This is a genomic window from Methylobacterium sp. E-005, assembly GCF_022829725.1.
Lineage (GTDB): Bacteria > Pseudomonadota > Alphaproteobacteria > Rhizobiales > Beijerinckiaceae > Methylobacterium.
In genome coordinates this window covers 50,790-67,538 of sequence record NZ_JAKSYG010000026.1, presented here as the reverse complement: position 1 = coordinate 67,538, position 16,749 = coordinate 50,790, and the positions used below count along the sequence as shown (strand labels likewise).

Below are 16,749 nucleotides of genomic sequence, written 5' to 3'. Positions count from 1 at the left end.
GCCTCCCTTCAGAGCGGCCGGCCCGCCGCCACGACGGTCCGGATGGCGAAGCTCGATTGCAGCCGCGCGACCCCCGGCAGGCGCGACAGGACATCCTTGTGCAGCCGCTCGTAATCGGCCGCATCGATCACCTTGAGCTTCACGAGGTAATCGGCCGTCCCGGTCATCAGATAGCAATCCTGCACCTCGGGACAGCGCCGGACAGCCGCCTCGAACCGGTTGAGATAATCCTCGGTCTGGCGGTCCAGGGTGAACTGGGTGAGGACCACGAGGCCCGGCCCATCGACCGCGCCGCCGATCAGCGCCGTGTAGCCCCGGATGATCCCGGTTTCCTCCAGCAGCCGCACGCGGCGATGGCAGGCGGAGGCCGACAGGCCGACCGCCGCGGCGAGATCCGCGTTGCTGATCCGGCCGTTGCCCCGCAGGGCCTGGATGATACGGCGGTCGATCTCGTCCACGTCCGACTCGCAGGAACTTCGAACTCGCCGCAGAACGTTGCACGGCCAAGCTTCGAACTCAAATCTCTTCGACAGCACGCACGCCCCTTCGATGATCCTTCGTGTAGCCTTCCGGTATTGCGTCGCAGCGCTGTCCCGAGGGCCGCCATGAGCATGATCGAGCGCGAGCTCCAGCCGGATCCGGGTCCGGCCGGGACGGCCTCCGCCCTCCTCACGATCGATCTCGCGGCCATCGCGGAGAATTACCGCCGGCTCGCCGCACGGGCGGGGACGGCGACCTGCGCGGCCGTCGTCAAGGCAGATGCCTACGGGCTCGGCGCCGACCGGGTCGCGCCGGTCCTGGCCGCCGCGGGCTGCCGGCGCTTCTTCGTCGCCCAGGTCGGCGAGGGCGTGGCCCTCCGGTCCATCCTCGGAGCCGGACCGGTGATCGCCGTGCTCAACGGTACCGCCCCGGGCAGCGAGGCGACCTGCGCGGACCACGACCTCGTCCCCGTCCTGAACGATGAATCCCAGCGCGACGGCTGGCAGTCTCTCGCCCGGCGCCTCGGCCGGCGCCTGCCGGTGATCCTCCAAATCGACACCGGCATGGCCCGCTTCGGCTTCGCGCCGGAGGAAGTCGGCACGCTCCTCGACGAGCCTGATGCCCTCGCGGGCCTCGACCTGCGGCTGGTGATGAGCCACCTCGCCTGCGCGGGCGAGCCGGACAGCCCGGTCAACGCGGCGCAGCTGTCCGCCTTCCGGGCCGTCCGCCGACGCCTGCCCGCGGTGCCGGCGAGCCTCGCGGCCTCATCGGGGATCTTCCTCGGTCCGGATTTCCACTTCGACCTGGTGCGCCCCGGCGCCGCCCTCTACGGGATCGCCCCGCAGGAGGGCGTGCCCAATCCGATGCGCCCCGTGATCGGCCTGCGGGCCCGGGTGATGCAGACACGCCGCGTCCCGGCGGGGACGCCGGTCGGCTACGGCCACGCGGCCACAGTCACCCGGGACAGCCGCCTCGCCACGGTCGCGATCGGCTACGCGGACGGGTTTTTCCGCAGCACCACCGACGGCGCGGCGTGGTTCGGCGGCGCCCGCCTGCCGATGGTCGGACGCGTCTCGATGGACAGCCTCGTCCTCGACGTCACCGACGTGGCGCCCGGCACCCTCGGGCCGGGGACGCTCGTCGACCTGATCGGACCGGAGCGCGACGTCGATGCCGTCGCGGCCACCGCCGGCACCATCGGCTACGAGGTCCTGACCAACCTCGGCCACCGCTTCCACCGCGTCTATCTCGGAGCCTGAGGCCCGCCATGCACGTCCTCATCCTCGGCGGCGGCGTCGTCGGCGTCACCTCGGCCTACTACCTCGCCCGGGCCGGCCATCAGGTCACCGTGCTGGAGCGCCAGCCCGGCGCCGGCCTGGAGACCAGCTTCGCCAATGCCGGGCAGGTCTCGCCCGGCTATTCGGCCCCCTGGGCGGCGCCCGGGATCCCCGTGAAGGCGCTCAAGTGGCTGATGATGCGGCACCGCCCCCTGGTGCTGTGGCCGCGGCTCGAGCCGCGCCTCTACGCGTGGCTCACGCGCATGCTCGCGAACTGCACCGAGGAGGCCTACCAGCGGAACAAGGGCCGCATGGTCCGCCTCGCCGAGTACAGCCGCGACGCGCTGCGCGACCTGCGCACCGAGACCGGCATCGCCTACGACCACCGGGAGAAGGGCACGCTGCAGCTCTTCCGGACGCAGAAGCAGCTCGACCATGTCGGCGACGACACCCGCGTCCTCGACGCCTACGGCGTGCCCTACACGGTGCTGGATCCGACCGGCTGCATCGCTGCCGAGCCGGCCCTCGCCGCCGTGCGCGGCGTGTTCGTCGGCGGCCTGCGGCTGCCGGGCGACGAGACCGGCGACGCCCACCTGTTCACGCAGCGCCTCGCCGCGCTCTGCGAGGGCCTCGGCGTGACCTTCCGCTACCGGACGGGGATCGCGCGCCTGCACCAGGCCGGCGACCGGGTGACGGCGGTCGAGACCGCGGACGGCGCCCTCCTGCGGGCGGATGCCTACGTGGCGGCTTTGGGCAGCTACACCCCGGCCCTGCTGCGCCCCCTCGGGATCGCCCTGCCGGTCTACCCGGTGAAGGGCTATTCCCTGACGCTGCCGATCACCGATGCGGCGGCCGCGCCGGTCTCGACGGTGATGGACGAGACCTACAAGGTCGCGATCACCCGGCTCGGCGACCGGATCCGCGTCGGCGGCACCGCCGAGCTCGCCGGCTTCAGCAGTGCCCTGCGCGGGCCGCGCCGCGAGACCCTCGCGCGCTCGGTGCAGGATCTCTTCCCCGCGGGCGGCGACCTCGACCGGGCCGCGTTCTGGACCGGCCTGCGGCCGATGACGCCGGACGGTACGCCGATCGTCGGGGGCACGCGGGTCGGGAACCTGTTCACCAACACCGGTCACGGCACGCTGGGCTGGACCATGGCCTGCGGCTCGGGCCGCCTGCTCGCCGACCTCGTATCCGGTCGCGCCCCGGAGATCGCGAGCGACGATCTGGCGCTCGACCGCTACGCCGCGTGAAGACGGGTTGCGTGCACCGCCCGACGCGACACCACCGCGATGCTCGGCGGCCCCTCGGAGGCGCTCACGGCGAGGCCACCCGTCGAGACCTCGATCGCGTGGCGTCGCGGGGATTGCCGACCGCCCGGTTCGCCGTGGCGAACATCTGGGGGTCCATCGCGCGCGCCGCGGCGATGCCGAAGCGCGGATAGCCGTGCCGGCCGCCCTCCTGGAGGGTCACCTCCGGCCGGGCAGCCTCGATTGCCAGCACGCTCACCGGAACACCCCCTGCGTGCCGCACCACCCGCTCGCCCGTCGCCCCCGGGCGGCGAGGGCGGCAAACGTCTCGGCGTCGATCGCCTCGAAGCGGATGTCGTCGCCCGGTCGCACGAGGAGGTTTACGGCCCGTTCGGGGGCGTAAAGGCGGGCGGGCGTGGCGCCGGGGACGTACCCGCCGGTCGGCATGGGGACGGTTGCCACGGCCGCGAGGCCGCCGATCATCACAGCGTCGGCCGGATGGGGCAGCCGCGGCCTCGCCCGCATCGAGGAGGCGGGGCGTTCCGGTCGCCGTCACACTCAGCCCGTCGCGAACTCGGTGTTGAGGCGATCCGTGACGAGCATGCAGCCGGGTGCATGGGTGATGGCGAAATCCGGGCGGGCCGCCGCGATCACGGATTGCGGGGTGACGCCGCAGGCCCAGAACACCGGGATCTCGTCCGGGCCGACCGGCACCGGATCCCCGTAATCGACCTGCTGCAGGTCCTTGATGCCGATCAGGTCCGGCCGCGCGAGATGCACGGGCGCGCCGTGGACCCGGGGGTAGCGCGCCGTGACCTGGACCGCCTGAATCGCCTGCGCGGGGGTCAGCGGCCGCATCGACACCACCATCGGCCCCGCAAACGGTCCGGCCGGCGCGCACGGGATGCTGGTGCGATACATCGCGACATGCGTGCCGCGCTCGACATGGCGCAGCGGCAGGCCGGCCTCCAGCATCGCCGCCTCGAACGAGAACGAGCAGCCGATCACGAACGCCACGAGGTCGTCGCGCCAGACGGATCTCACGTCGGGCAATTCGTCGACCAGCTCCCCGCCGCGCCACACCCGGTACAGGGGGAGATCGGTGGCGATATCGAGGTCGAGGCCAAGCTCCGGGATGTCGCGGCGGCCCGGCTTGGACTCGCCGATGACCGGACAGGATTTCGGGTTGCGTTCGGCGAACAGGCGGAAATCGTCGGCGATCCGCTCGGGAAAGACCGCCAGATTACCCTGCACATAACCGTTGGCCATCCCGGCGGTACATCCGGCAATCGCCCCGCCGCGGCAGGCGAGGCGAACCGCCGTGCCGGTGGCCGATGTCGGATCAGCGGCCTGGGTCTTGGGATCAGAGGCCATCGCCTACCGTGCTCGCTCAAATGTTTAGCAAGCCTATCCGGTGTGCAGATGACGGCAAATCATGATTGTTCATGACAATCCATAATGCCGGCTCATGGCAAACCAATCGTCCGCCACCGCTTTGGCCATGGCCGCCGCCGCGGCGCTCAACCGGTTGTCGGGGGCATTCTCGTAGGCCGCCACGAAACTGACCGCCGGGAGGCTGACGGATGCGTCGAGCACGCGCAGCTGCCCGCGTTCGATCTCGGGCAGAACGGCGTCCACCGGCATGGCCCCGATGCCGGTGCCTTCGATCGCCATGCGAATGATCGCCGAGAGGGAGGCGCTGGTGTAGAGGCGCGGCGGCGGGAGATCCGCCTGGATCAGCAGGTCGCGCAGTTGCGCGTAGGGCGTCGTGTTGGGCGGGAACGTGATGATCGGATGGCGCGTGAGGTCGGCCAGCCCGATCGGCCCGGCCGCGCCCACGAGGCTGGGGGATGCGATCCAGGCGGTGTCGAAGTGGCCGAGTGACACGTTCACGAGCTTCGGGGTCGTGACCGGGCCGACCAGAAACGCGAGGTCGAGATCGCGCCGCAGCAGGGCCTCGCGCATGTTCGGCGAGACGTCGACCGCGAGGTCGATGGCGATACCCGGATAGGTCCGCCCCATGACCTCGATGAACGATGTCAGCCAAGTGTGGACGATGGTCTCGGACACGCCGAGGCGAAGGCTGCCGCTGGTGCTCGCCGGTGCGGTGATGGCGGCGACCATCTCGCCGTGCAGGCGCAGGACGCGCTCGGCATAGCCCAGGAGCTCATGGCCCTTGGGCGTCAGGCTGAGACTGCGCGGAAGGCGGTTGATGAGCGTCAGCCCGAAGGCGCGTTCCAGGGCCGCGATCCTGTGCGAGACGGCCGGCTGCGTGGTGTTGAGCCGTTTGGCGGCGGCGCTGAAGCTGCCGAGGGTCGCGGTCCAGTAGAAGATCTGGATCGTTCTCAGGTCCGGGACGAAATCGGACATGGCGTGGTTCCACGAGCCTCATCCCGGGACGGGTTGCGGCCTCTTGCCTGCGCCCGGCTCGAGCCCGGGACGATCGGTTGCGGGTGCGTGGGCCGGGAGTCGCGCGCTTGCCGGCCGACGGGGGCGAGGGCCTGCATCAGGGCCTCGATGATATGGCCATAGCGGGTCGTGGCGGGATGCGTCAGCAGGATCTGGCGCGCATAGGCCTGATCCGGCACCACGATCTTCCGGCAGGACGGAACATCAGGCCAGGGCGGCGCCCAGTCCGGCACGAGGGTCGCTCCGACGCCCCGCTCGACCAGCAGGGCGATCGCCTCCAGGGCGTCCAGGGAGCACAGCTCGCGAGTCCGGATGCGCTTGTCGCGCAGATACGCGTCACAGAGACGGCCGCCCCAGGACAGCGCGTCGTAGCGGATGAACCGTTCGGTCGTGAGGATCTCACGGATCGCGCCCTCGCCGCCCTGCGCCGCGACGGTTAGCCGTTCGGGGAACAGACAGACCAGGGGCTCCACCCGCAGACCATGCGCGCGGACGGTCTTCGGCAGGGCGAAGGGGGGCGCCGCCGCGATCACCACATCGTAGCGGCCCTCCATGAGCCCCTCGTGCAGGAGCGCCGAGGAGCCGGGGGAAATCTGCAGATCGAGGGCCGGATGCTCGGTGGCCCAACGGCCAATCACGTCCGGAAGCAGCCCGGTCAGCACGGTGGAGATCGCGCCGATGCGCAGGGTTCCGACAAGCGCGTCGCCGAGCCTGGCCGAGGCATCGGCCTTGAGCGCATGAACCTCGGCGAGGATGCGCCGCGCCTGATCCAGGAGCCGATCGCCCACGGGGGTCAGTTTGATCTCCCGCCCGACCCGGGTGACGAGGCGGACGGCCAGATTGTCCTCCAAAGCCTGAAGCCGTTGCGCCACGCTGGTCGCGGTCAGCCCCTGGGCGCGGGCCGCCGCCGCGACCGATCCGCGTTCGGCGACGGCGACGAACGTCTCGAGGAAGCGCGTCTCCACAACAAGCCTCCGGCTGGGTCTGAAACCGTCAACACCGAACTCATCACCCGTTCCAGCCACGCTTACAAGCGGCAGGACCGGCCCATCGCGGGCGCGTGCCGCGCCGACAGGGGAAAACCATGCGCAGCTTCTTCCACTTGGCCTACAACGTCCGCGACCTGGATGAGACGCGCCGGTTCTATGGCGGGGTGCTGGGGTGCCAGGAGGGCCGGAGCGCGCCGACCTGGGTCGACTTCAACTTCTTCGGGCACGAGATCTCGCTTCACCTCGGCGAGCCGTTCGCCGTGGCGAGCACCGGACGCGTCGGCGAGCATCTCGTGCCGATGCCGCATCTGGGTGTCGCCCTGGAACTCGCGGACTGGAAGCCCCTCGCCGAGCGCCTCAAGGCCAAGAATGTCGCCTTCGTGCTGGAGCCGATGGTCCGCTTCGAGGGTCAGCCCGGAGAGCAGTGGACGATGTTCTTCCGCGATCCGTCAGGCAACCCCATCGAGATCAAGGGCTTCCGTTCCCTCGACGGATTGTTCGAGGCGAACTGACCCGCGGCACGGCGGCTATTTGCCAAGACTCGATCATTCTCGTTCACAACATCATGCGCCGATTCTAAACAATCGGCGCATGATGGCTGCTGATTGAGACAATAAGACAGTTTCATTGAACAATATTTTGGTCGTCTCACCCCCGGCACGATTGTTGCCACCTCTCGACTGCCGGCATGGGGCAAACGTTAAGCATTGAGGCGCGCGCTATGAGCACAGACACCACACACAGCGCCGTGCCGATTGCCGGCGAACGCTCATTCGATCCGTACCGGAAGGTGATGCTGCGGCTGATCCCCTTGCTGATGGTGTGCTACGTCGCCGCGTTCCTGGATCGCGTGAATATCGGCTTTGCGAAGCTGACGATGCTCGGCGATCTGGGGTTCAGCGAAGCGGCCTACGGGTTTGGCGCCGGGCTGTTCTTCTTGGGATATTTCATCTTCGAAACCCCGAGCAATCTGCTGATGAAGCGCCGGCGCGCGCCTGACCCTATCCCGCATCATGATCCTGTGGGGGATCATCTCCGGCGCTTTCGCTTTCGTTCAGACCGAATGGCACTTCTATACGCTGCGCTTCCTGCTCGGTGCTGCCGAAGCGGGCTTCTATCCCGGCGTGATCTTGTATCTCACCTATTGGTTCCCCGCCGTGCGGCGCGCCCGGGTCGTCGCCCTGTTCATCTGCGCCATCCCCCTGTCGGGGCTCATCGGCGGACCGCTGTCCGGATACATCCTCGCGACGTTCCACACGGCGGGTGGTCTTCACGGGTGGCAATGGCTCTTCCTGATCGAAGCGCTCCCATCCCTGATTCTGGGCATCGTGATCCTGTTCTGTCTCGACGACAATCCTGCGAAGGCCGCTTGGCTGACGGGGGCGGAAAAGAACCTCATCGAGACTGACATTCGGGGCGATCTCCCGCAACCGGCCGGGCACGGCCGCCTGTCCCATGGTGTGTCGGGGATCGTGGCGCTGCTCTCGATCATCGCCTTCTGCCAGGCGATCGGGCAGTATGGCCTGTCGTTCTGGTTGCCGACGCTGATCGCGCAAGCCGGCGTCCAGGGCCCGCTCGCCATCGGGTTGTTCAGCGCCATCCCGTTCGGAGTCGCGATCGTTTGCATGCTGCTGACCGCGCGAAGCTCGGATCGACGGAACGAGCGTCGCTGGCATCTGGTCGTCCCGTTCGTGGTCGGGGCCATAGGCCTCGCCACAAGCACGTTCTTCGCCGGGAACGTCACAGCCGCCCTGTTGGCGCTCTGCGTGGCGGCAGGGGGCTGCTACACCGTGACGGCCCTGTTCTGGATCCTGCCCCCGCTCTTCCTGTCGGGCGTGGAAGCGGCCGCCGGTATCGCCATCATCAATTCCATCGGCGCGATCGCCGGCTTCGTCAGCCCGTTCGCCGTGGGCTGGATCCGGGAGACGACGCACAGCACCAATGGGGGCATGTGGGCCACGAGCGCCTTCATGATCCTCGGCGCCCTGCTCACGATGCTGATGCCGCCCTGGAAGGGCGGGCGTCGCTGAGCCATCGTGTCGAAGCGATGGAAGGCGGACCCGTATGGATCACACGCATCGGACCCAGGATCCGCGCACCCACCGCCTCGATCGCCGCGCGCATTCCGGTGGCCTCGCGGGGCTGCAGGGTGTCGAACACCCTGCCCATCGTCCTCCCGCTTCGGTCAGGGTGGACTCAAGCCCCTGCCATAGGTCCCCCCGGAGCGGCGCACCGGCGGAGCGTACTGGCGCAGACCAGCCGCTTTGCCCGCTTCAACGCGCCGTCCAGCCTCACCAGCGGGCCTGCAAAGCTGCGGAGACGACCTGGGCGTTGGCGCCGGGCCGCAGGTCGCCGGTGTAGCTCAGCGACAGCTGCACCCCCGCCGCCACCGGCCCGGTCAGGCTCACCCCCAGCACCGCCCCGTCCCGCCCCAGCGCGCTCGTACGCGTCGCAAACGGCACCCCGAACAGCCCCGTGCGCACCCGGGCGAACGTGTCGGCGAGTTCGTGCGCCCAGTAGGCCCGGCCCTCCAGGCGCAGACCCGCCACGCCGCCGTCCAGCCGAAGGCTCGCCACACGACCGCCGATGAGGACACGCGCCGCGTTCAGGTCGGCGGTGGCGAAGCTCTGGCTCGCCAGACCGCCCCGCTCCGCCACCCGCGCCCGGGTCAGGCGGTCGACGCTGACGCCCACCTCCGGCACGAGCTCCATCGGAAGCCCCAGGCCCAGCACATAGCCGGCAAAGCCCGACACCCCCGCGTCCCAGCCCGAGGTCAGCCCGCCCGCCCGCGAGACGCCTGCGCCCAGCGACACCGTCCGGTCGACCCGGCCATCCGCGTAGGACAGCCCGGCCGTACCGCGCAGCACCACCGCGCCCAGCCGCGTCGTGGCGTAGAGCGTGCCGCCGTAGCTGTCGGCGGTGCTCCGGCCAAGACCGAAGCCCTGGCTCTGTCCCTTCGCCGTGCCAGTCTGGCGCAGGTAGCTGAACGCCCCGCCCACCAGCGTGTCGGACCCGATCCCGGATCCCAGCTGCCGGTCGACGCCCAGCACCAGACCGCCCGCATCGAGATCCGCGCCCGCCGCCGCCCGGTCCCCGGATCGCGACCCGAACCCGTACAGCGCGTCCGCCCAGACCCGGCCCTCGCCCGACGCCAGCGGCTGGTCCGGCGCGCCCGCCGCCCCGCGCAGCTGCAGCGCCGAGCGGTTCGGGCCGAGGCCCGGATCGCCCGCACTGAACGAAGCCGCGCCGCCGCCCTGGCCGCGCAGGTGCCGGTCGATCGTGTCGCTCACCAGCCGGCGCGCGGCGAGATCGGCCATCACGGCATCGCCATAGGCCTGACCCGACAGGCTCGCCAGCCCCCCCGGCAGCGTGGCCGGCCCGGCCGCGTAGAGCGCGTCGAACACCCGCGCCCGCTCCGCGTCCGGCCGCGTGCCGGCGGCCGGGCGGGCGACGTCCAGCGCCGCGCCCACGGCCTGTGCGTTGCTGGTCTGGGCGAGCCCGAGCCCGGCGAGGCTGCCGTAGGCGGCCGGCGTGACCACGAGGTCGAGGCCGGTGGCGCGGTACAGCGCGTCGAAGCGCGTCCCGGCCGGCAGGCCCGCTGTCGGCTGGGCCAGCCCGGTGAACGCGCCCGACAGCCCGGCCTGCGCCACCAGCACGTCGAAGCGCTGGCCGAGCGCCGGGGTGTAGGCGTTGCTGGCGTTGCCGGTGATGCCACGCAGCACCGGCACCAGGGTGCCGTTGGCCGCGACCGCGCCGCCGGGCCCGAGCGCCAGCAGGCGGGCGTAGCGGCCCGCGCCGGTGCCGGTGCCGGTCCCGTCGATGTCGAGGCCGAGCAGGCTGCCGGACGCGAAGGCGACCGGGCCGAGCACGGTGAGCGTGCCGGGGGAGTTGCCCGGCCGCAGGGCGCCCGCCACCGCGACCGGCGCCGCGACCGTGCCGATGCCGCGCAGCGTCCCGGCGGCCGCCACCGTCACGGGCGAAGCCCAGACCCCGTCGAGGGAGAGGGTGCCGGCCTGGACCGTGGTCGGCCCGGAGAAGCGGCCGGGGCCGGTGAGCTTGAGGGTGCCGGATCCGGCCTTGGTCAGGCGGGTCGGGGCGGTGCTCTCCAGGATGGCGCCGGCATAGGCGGTGCTGGCCGCGCCCGTGACGGTGAGGGCGCCGTTGGCGATCACGCCGGAGGCCGGCCCCGAGAGGCTGGCGAGCGTGATGGCTTGGCCGCCGAGGTCGAGCGGGCCGGCATTGGTCAGGCGGGTCAGGCCGGCGAGCGGGCCGGTGACGCGGAGGCTGCCGGTGTTGGTCAGCGCGCCGTTGAGCTGGCCCGAGAGGCGGGCGGTGCCGGTGTTGGTGAGGTCGGTGGTGAGGATGCCGTCGCTGGCGACGAGCCCGGCATTGCTCAGGCCGGCCGGCGCCGCCAAGCTGGCGGTTTGGGCCACCGCGACCGTGCCGGCGTTGGTGAGCGGCCCGGCGAGGCTGTAGGCGCCGGTGCCGGCGACCGCGAGGGTGGCGCCGGCGGCATTGGCGAGGCTGCCGTCGCTGGCGACCGCTCCGGTGATGGCGAGGGTGCCGCCCATGTTACGGATGGCGCCGTCGATCCGGCCTGCGCTGGCCGTGACGGTGCCGGTGTTGGTCAGCCCGCCCGCGAGGGTGCCGCGGGTGGCCAGCGTGCCGCTGTTCGACACCCCACCCGCGATCGTGCCGCTGTTCTGGGTCCGGCCGGCATTGGCGAGGCCGCCGGTGATCGCCCCGCTCGTCGCCAGGGTGCCGCCGTTCGACACCCCGCCCGCGATCGTGCCGGCGTTGGTCAGGCTGCCGGTGTTGCCCGCGCCGCCGGTGATCGTCCCGCTGTTGGTCGCCTGACCGGCATTGGTGAGGCTGCCGGCGATCGTCCCGCTGGTGGTGAGCCAGCCGCTGTTCGAGACAGCGCCGGAGATCAGGCCGGTGTTGAGGGCCAGTCCGGCATTGCTCAGCCCGCCCGTGATCGTGCCGGCATTCGTCGCGGTGGCGCGGGGGTTGTTGGTCACGCCGCCGGCGATCGTACCGGTGTTGCTCACGGTGCCGAGGTTCCACACGCCGCTGGCGGCGAGGCCGGCATTGGTGAAGCTCGCCGTCCGGTCGACGAACACCTCCGAGACGAGGCGCCCGGTCGCCGTCAGAGCCAGCCCGCTGCCGCCCGCCACGCGGGTATCGCCCGTATAGGTGTTGGCCGCCGACAGGATCGTGGTGCCGGCCCCCTCCGTCATGAGGGAGCCCGGCTGGTCGCCATCCGCGATCACGCCCGCAAACCGCGCGGAGCCGCCGTCGATCGACACGATCCCGGCGCCGTCGAGGGTCATCGGCCGCGTGGTGGAGAACCCGCCCGCCAGGATCCGCAGCGTACCGGCTGTGCTCAGGGTCAGCCCGGCGCCGGCCGCGCCGAGATTGGCATCGTGACCCACGGCCAGGGTGCCGCCCCGGATCTCGGTGCCGCCCGTGTAGCTGTTGGCGCCGGCGAGTTCGAGCGTGCCGGGCCCGATCTTGCCGAGCGTCCCGGCCTGTGCCCCGTCGGCGATCACCCCCGCGAAGCGGGCCGAGACGCCGCCGTCGATGCGCAGCACGCCCAGGCCGTCGAGGGTGACCGGACGCGCGGTGGAGAAGCCGTCCGCCAGGACGCGCAGCCGTCCGCCGCCGCCGAGGGCCAGGCCGGTGCCATCCGCGCCGAGATTGGCATCGCGCCACACGGCCAGGGTGCCGCCGGAGACCTTGGTGCCGCCCGCGTAGGTGTTGGTGCCGGACAGTTCGAGGGTGCCCGCACCGACCTTGGTCAGGCCGCCGATTCCGGAGATGTCGTTGGCGAAGGTGCCGTAATAGGCTTGGCCCTTATAGGTGGTATCGACCGTCCAGTTGCGGGTGAACTGACCCGGGCCGTCGATCGCCTTGCCGAGGTTCAGCAGGCCCCAGCCGAAGGTCTCCCGATTCCCGAGCGGGTGATCCGCGTCCACGCCCAGCGGCTTGGCCGTGGTGAACAGGATTTGGGCGATGTCGGGCGCCCTGAGGAATGGGAAGGCCTGGCGCAACACGGCCGCGGCACCCGTCACATGGGGCGCTGCCATCGAGGTGCCGCTGATCGCGGCATAGCCCCCCGTCCGTTGATCCCGCGGCCACGTGGATTCAATCTTGACGCCCGGCGCTGCGATGCACCAAGCGGCCGCCACCCCACAGCGATTGCTGAAGCCGGCGATCTGATCGTGGGAATCGGTCGCTACAACAGCGATGACGTACCCAGAGACATCGGAAAAATCGGTTCTGAAGTTAGCGGATTGCCCATTATCGTCTTGTAGATAATAAACATTGCTCAGCGCATGCTCGGGCTTGATGTATGGGAACAGCGCGTTCCCTTCCGGATTGCCTGCGATCTTCGGCTGGTCCCGGCCGTCGTTTCCAGCGGCAAAAACAGAGAGGACATCGTCTTTGATTGCAGCAGCAATTGCCTCATGATCGTCTTCGTTAAATATGGTCTGTATTGGATATTCTTTGTAATTTATATTTATGCTTCCATCGCTATTTCTCTTCCTCGGATACGCCGGACCGTAACTTCCATTGAGAACGAGAGCGCCATGATCGGCTGCATATTCGATCGCCTGATCGGATCTCAAGCCTTCAACGACAACCTGTTCTTCCTTTCTGATCCGATCTATGTCCGATTGGCTCAAGATCGCGCTGAGCGATAATATCCTGCTCTCGTAGGCGACGCCCATCATATGGCCATCGGCTGGCGATGCCCCGATCGTACCCGAAACGTGCGTGCCGTGGCCGTTGACATCGACCACGATCATCTGACTCGACCGACCGTTGGGAAAGACAAGTTCCGGAAGCCAGAAATTGCGTGAGGCGCTCGAGATACGGCCCGTGAACTTCGGGTGGCCTTTATCGATACCGCTGTCGACGACGGCGACCGGGATATCGAGGCCGGTAAAGCCGCGCGCATAGGCTCCGGCGGCGTCGATGGCCCCAAGCCCCCAATCCCCGGTGTAAGCGTCCCACGCCCGGAAGTCCGCCGCCGTCAGCGGGTGGCCTGCGGCGTCAAGCGTCGAGGGAGACCGTGCCGGGCGCACACCGTCATCCTCTGCGGCGACCGGACCCGGGGCGATCGTCAGCGCGGCCAGGGAGCATCCGAACAATAATCCCGCCCGGGACGACGCACGGCGGATCGTGGTGCTGCGTAAAACAGCACCGCGCAACCCTGCCTCGTCGGCGTCGGCCGCCTTTCCGTGCTTATGATCCATCGTTCCGACCCCGCAGATCCTGCAAAAGATGCTGCGAGTCGCGTTAGCAAGGGCATACGTAACGCACCGTCGCTTATCTGCGACAGATGAGTCCGGGCCTTCCATTTGGAACTGCTTTGCTCTTCTCTGGAACGGAAAGTCCCGTGCCCCCGTCGGCTAACCATTGGACACCGGTTGGCCGGCGACATCATTCGACACCGTCCGCGCCGAATCGCACGTCGCCGGGGCAGCGCGATAGGCTAGGATGTTCATCACGACGGAATGGACCCACTGATCACATCCCTGGCTCCGGTCGAGCCCGGCCCAAGATTGCGGACCCAAGCCACAGATTATCTTTCGTAAAGACGCAAATACTTATAAACCGAGCCAATAATACGCGTTAGGCTTCAGCGATGTATCTCGACAATACCGATCCGGGCTCCGCTACATCCCGATCCACCGGCTCTGTCCAGATGAACAGGATCGCCTGCCTGCGGTTCGAGCCGCCGCAGGATCCACAGGCCCTCGGCCGGGCGTGGCAGGACCATCTCGCCCCCATCTTCGCGGTGAGCTTCCGGCCCGAGACCGACCTGACGATCCCGATCGCGATGCGCAGCTATCACCTCGGCGACCTCCTGGTCGGCGACGTGATGGCGCCGGCCCACATCCTCGTGCGGTCGCCGGAGATGATCCGCCAGCAGGGCCTGGACCATCTCCTGCTGCAGTTCTATCGCCGGGGGCAGAGCCTCGTGGAGGCCGGTCCGCGCACCGGTCCCGTCACCGAGGTCCAGGCCATCGTGTTCGATCTCGGGCAGCCCGTGCGCATCGTCGCGGACCCGGTCGACGCCACCAACGTCCTGATTCCCCGCGCCGTCCTGGAGCAGCAGGGCTGCCACCCGGATGCCCTGCACGGCCGGGCCCTGGACCACGATGGCGATCCCTTCGGGCGCCTCGTCCATAGTTTCGTCGCCAACGTCGTCGCCTGCGGCGATCTCCTCGACCGGCGCGAGGCCCTGGCGGCCTCGGCGGCGATCACCCAGCTCTGCGCGACCTGGCTGCGCGGCAAGGAGACGGGTCGGGCCTCCCCCAATCCGGATGCCCGCATCCGGATCCGCCGCCTCGTCGAAGCGGAACTCGGCAATCCGAAACTGACGCCGGCTCTGATCGCGGCACGGCTCGGCCTGTCGCGCTCGACACTGTACCGCCTGTTCGCGCCGCACGGCATCGTCGCCTACATCCGCGACCGCCGTCTGATGGCCGCCATGCGGATGCTGGTGCGGGATGACGGGCCGCAAGCCGCCCGCGTCGCACAGGTCGCCTACGCGGTCGGCTTCTCGGACGAGCGGACCTTCCGGCGGGCGTTCAAGCGCCGGTTCGGCTTCGTGCCCAGCACCGCACCCCGGCGCCCGGAGGCCGAGCTGGAGCGCGCGCCGGGGGCGGTCCTGCGTGACTGGATCGAGAGCCTCTGATGCCGGAGACTGCGCGCGCTCACGGCCCGGTTTGAGCCTGACTCGCGCAGGATGAGCCACAATCCGTATCGGGCGGGGGCCAAAGTTCGGGCGATCACGACCTGTCGTCGTGAAAGCCCGGCATGTGTCCAGCAAGCAGACACAGGGCGTCCGATTTCACGACACTTTCCCTGTCCTGTCCGGTGTCCCGGTCGCGATCACGAAAAATTAGGTTCCGGGCCGCCTAGCCTGCAGCCCGATCACGGAACTCGGCGGCGTCCGGGGCGTCGGGCCGTTCGCAACGTGTGTGGCTGCCTCCCGGGGGCCATCCGGAGGGCGCGATGGCGGGCGGGACAGGCGGATCGATCGGGCGGGCGTACGCGGTTCCCCGCGGCGCAACGGCCCCATGAGCGGGACCCGCGGCGTGTTCGCCTTCGCGCATATCGGCGATCTGCACCTGGAACAGCCGGGCGACCGAAACGCGATCGACCTGCGGGCGATCCTCGCCGAGGTCGACGGCCTCCATCAGAGCGGTCTCCTTGACTTCGCCTACCTGCCGGGCGACCTCGCCGAGGACGGGCGGGCGGCGCAGTACAAGATCCTGACCGATGCCCTGGCGGCCCATTCGGCGCTTCCGGTCCGCCTGATCGCCGGGGATCACGACCGCCAGCACGGCAGGATGACGGATTTCGATGCGCTGTTCGCGCAGGTGATGGGCAGCCGACAGGGTGGCCGTCACCAGCCCCGCGGGCATTACCTGCCCCGGCCGCAGACCCCGATTTATGTGCCGCACTACTACTACGCCGAGACGTTCGCCGGCGTGCGCTGCCTGTTCCTCGACATGATCAGCGCCGGCTACGGCCAGAAGGGATTCGGCCTCGATTTCCGGCTCGGTCCCTGCCAGCTCGATTGGCTCGGAAGCGAACTCGCGGCGGCCGACCGGGACGGCCTGCCCTGCGCGGTCTTCACCCACACCTATCCGGACGACCTCACCGGGCCGGACGAGAAGGCCACGCTGGCGGGCCTGATCCGTGGCCACAATGTCCGCCTCGTCGAGATGGGTCACACCCACTACAACGAACTCGCCCATGACGGGCGCACCCTCTACGCCTCGGCCCGCTCGGTCGGCCAGAACGAGGACGGCGCGGTGGGCTACGCGGTGGGGGCGATCGACGGCGCCGTGACGAGTTGGCGGTTCAAGCCCCTCGACCGAAAGCTGCCCTTCGTGATGATCACGAGCCCGGCCGACCGGCGCCTCGCCGCGGAGCCTCTGGTGGCAGGCGGGACGATCACGGTGCGCGCCCTCGTGCTCTCGAACGCCCCGCAGGAGCATTGGTCCTGCCACGCCCGCGTCGACGGCGGGCCGCCCCACCCGATGCATCCGGTCGGTCCGCGCACCGTCGAGGCGCAGGTTCCGTGGCCGGGCGGCGCGCACCGTCTCTCGGTGACGGCGGCGGACGGCACGGGCGGCAGCGACGCCGAGACGATCGAGCCCGTGTCCTGCGCATTCACGCCGCCGCCCGCCCCGAAGCGACCGGGCAGCGACGCGTTCCGCACGCAGGCTTGGCCCGGCAAGGGCATCCGCGGGGATCAGCTCGGCCCCAACCGCAACGGCCGGGACTGGTAGCCGGCCCCATCCGAAACGCTGCAGACATCCC

Annotated in this window: 12 protein-coding genes and 1 pseudogene; 6 read left to right on the top strand and 7 right to left on the bottom strand. The window is 69.8% G+C overall.

Translation table 11 applies throughout. The annotated features are described in order from the left end of the window. Nucleotides 1-8: 8 nt before the first annotated feature. Complete coding sequence (locus MKK88_RS01765; protein ID WP_243996869.1) at nt 9-458, bottom strand: Lrp/AsnC family transcriptional regulator; 450 nt, start codon at nt 456-458, stop codon at nt 9-11. 147 nt (nt 459-605) lie between these two features. On the opposite strand from MKK88_RS01765, the gene alr reads away from it, so the two are divergent. Then, the gene (alr, locus tag MKK88_RS01760; protein ID WP_243996868.1) at nt 606-1,739 is read left to right on the top strand and encodes an alanine racemase; all 1,134 of its coding nucleotides are present in this window, start codon (nt 606-608) and stop codon (nt 1,737-1,739) included. Between the two features lie 8 nt (nt 1,740-1,747). Then, a complete protein-coding gene (locus MKK88_RS01755; protein WP_243996867.1) occupies nt 1,748-3,007 on the top strand; it encodes a D-amino acid dehydrogenase in 1,260 nt (419 codons plus the stop codon). 64 nt (nt 3,008-3,071) lie between these two features. On the opposite strand, the gene MKK88_RS01750 is transcribed toward MKK88_RS01755, so the two are convergent. The 5 genes from MKK88_RS01750 to MKK88_RS01730 all read right to left on the bottom strand — a co-directional run bounded on the left by MKK88_RS01750 (nt 3,072) and on the right by MKK88_RS01730 (nt 6,378). After that, on the bottom strand, nt 3,072-3,263 hold the full coding sequence (locus MKK88_RS01750) for a hypothetical protein (RefSeq protein ID WP_243996866.1): 192 nt from the start codon (nt 3,261-3,263) through the stop codon (nt 3,072-3,074). Beyond that, nucleotides 3,260-3,529: a hypothetical protein gene (locus tag MKK88_RS01745; RefSeq protein ID WP_243996865.1), complete on the bottom strand. Its 270-nt coding sequence runs from the start codon at nt 3,527-3,529 to the stop codon at nt 3,260-3,262. Before MKK88_RS01745 ends, MKK88_RS01750 begins: the two co-directional genes overlap by 4 nt. A 33-nt stretch (nt 3,530-3,562) precedes the next feature. Continuing rightward, complete coding sequence (locus tag MKK88_RS01740; RefSeq protein ID WP_243996864.1) at nt 3,563-4,378, bottom strand: putative hydro-lyase; 816 nt, start codon at nt 4,376-4,378, stop codon at nt 3,563-3,565. A gap of 69 nt (nt 4,379-4,447) precedes the next feature. Then, the gene (locus tag MKK88_RS01735) at nt 4,448-5,374 is read right to left on the bottom strand and encodes a LysR family transcriptional regulator (protein ID WP_243996863.1); all 927 of its coding nucleotides are present in this window, start codon (nt 5,372-5,374) and stop codon (nt 4,448-4,450) included. Beyond that, nucleotides 5,350-6,378: a LysR substrate-binding domain-containing protein gene (locus tag MKK88_RS01730; RefSeq protein WP_243996862.1), complete on the bottom strand. Its 1,029-nt coding sequence runs from the start codon at nt 6,376-6,378 to the stop codon at nt 5,350-5,352. The genes MKK88_RS01735 and MKK88_RS01730 overlap by 25 nt, the downstream gene beginning before the upstream one ends. 119 nt (nt 6,379-6,497) lie before the next feature. On the opposite strand from MKK88_RS01730, the gene MKK88_RS01725 reads away from it, so the two are divergent. Both MKK88_RS01725 and MKK88_RS01720 read left to right on the top strand, forming a co-directional pair. After that, nucleotides 6,498-6,914 carry a VOC family protein gene (locus MKK88_RS01725; RefSeq protein WP_243996861.1) on the top strand — a complete coding sequence of 139 codons (417 nt, stop codon included), beginning with the start codon at nt 6,498-6,500 and terminating at the stop codon, nt 6,912-6,914. A gap of 209 nt (nt 6,915-7,123) precedes the next feature. Next, a pseudogene (locus tag MKK88_RS01720) lies at nt 7,124-8,432 on the top strand (MFS transporter). 261 nt (nt 8,433-8,693) lie between these two features. On the opposite strand, the gene MKK88_RS33695 reads toward MKK88_RS01720, so the two are convergent. Then, a complete protein-coding gene (locus MKK88_RS33695; protein ID WP_279602016.1) occupies nt 8,694-13,664 on the bottom strand; it encodes a S8 family serine peptidase in 4,971 nt (1,656 codons plus the stop codon). A gap of 452 nt (nt 13,665-14,116) precedes the next feature. Here MKK88_RS33695 and MKK88_RS01700 point away from each other — a divergent pair, with 452 nt between their 5' ends. Together MKK88_RS01700 and MKK88_RS01695 are read left to right on the top strand one after the other, a co-directional pair. Beyond that, the gene (locus MKK88_RS01700; RefSeq protein ID WP_243996860.1) at nt 14,117-15,112 is read left to right on the top strand and encodes a helix-turn-helix domain-containing protein; all 996 of its coding nucleotides are present in this window, start codon (nt 14,117-14,119) and stop codon (nt 15,110-15,112) included. Between the two features lie 385 nt (nt 15,113-15,497). Further along, nucleotides 15,498-16,718, top strand: a complete 1,221-nt coding sequence (locus tag MKK88_RS01695) for a metallophosphoesterase family protein (protein ID WP_243996859.1) — start codon at nt 15,498-15,500, stop codon at nt 16,716-16,718. The last annotated feature ends 31 nt before the right edge of the window (nt 16,719-16,749 follow it).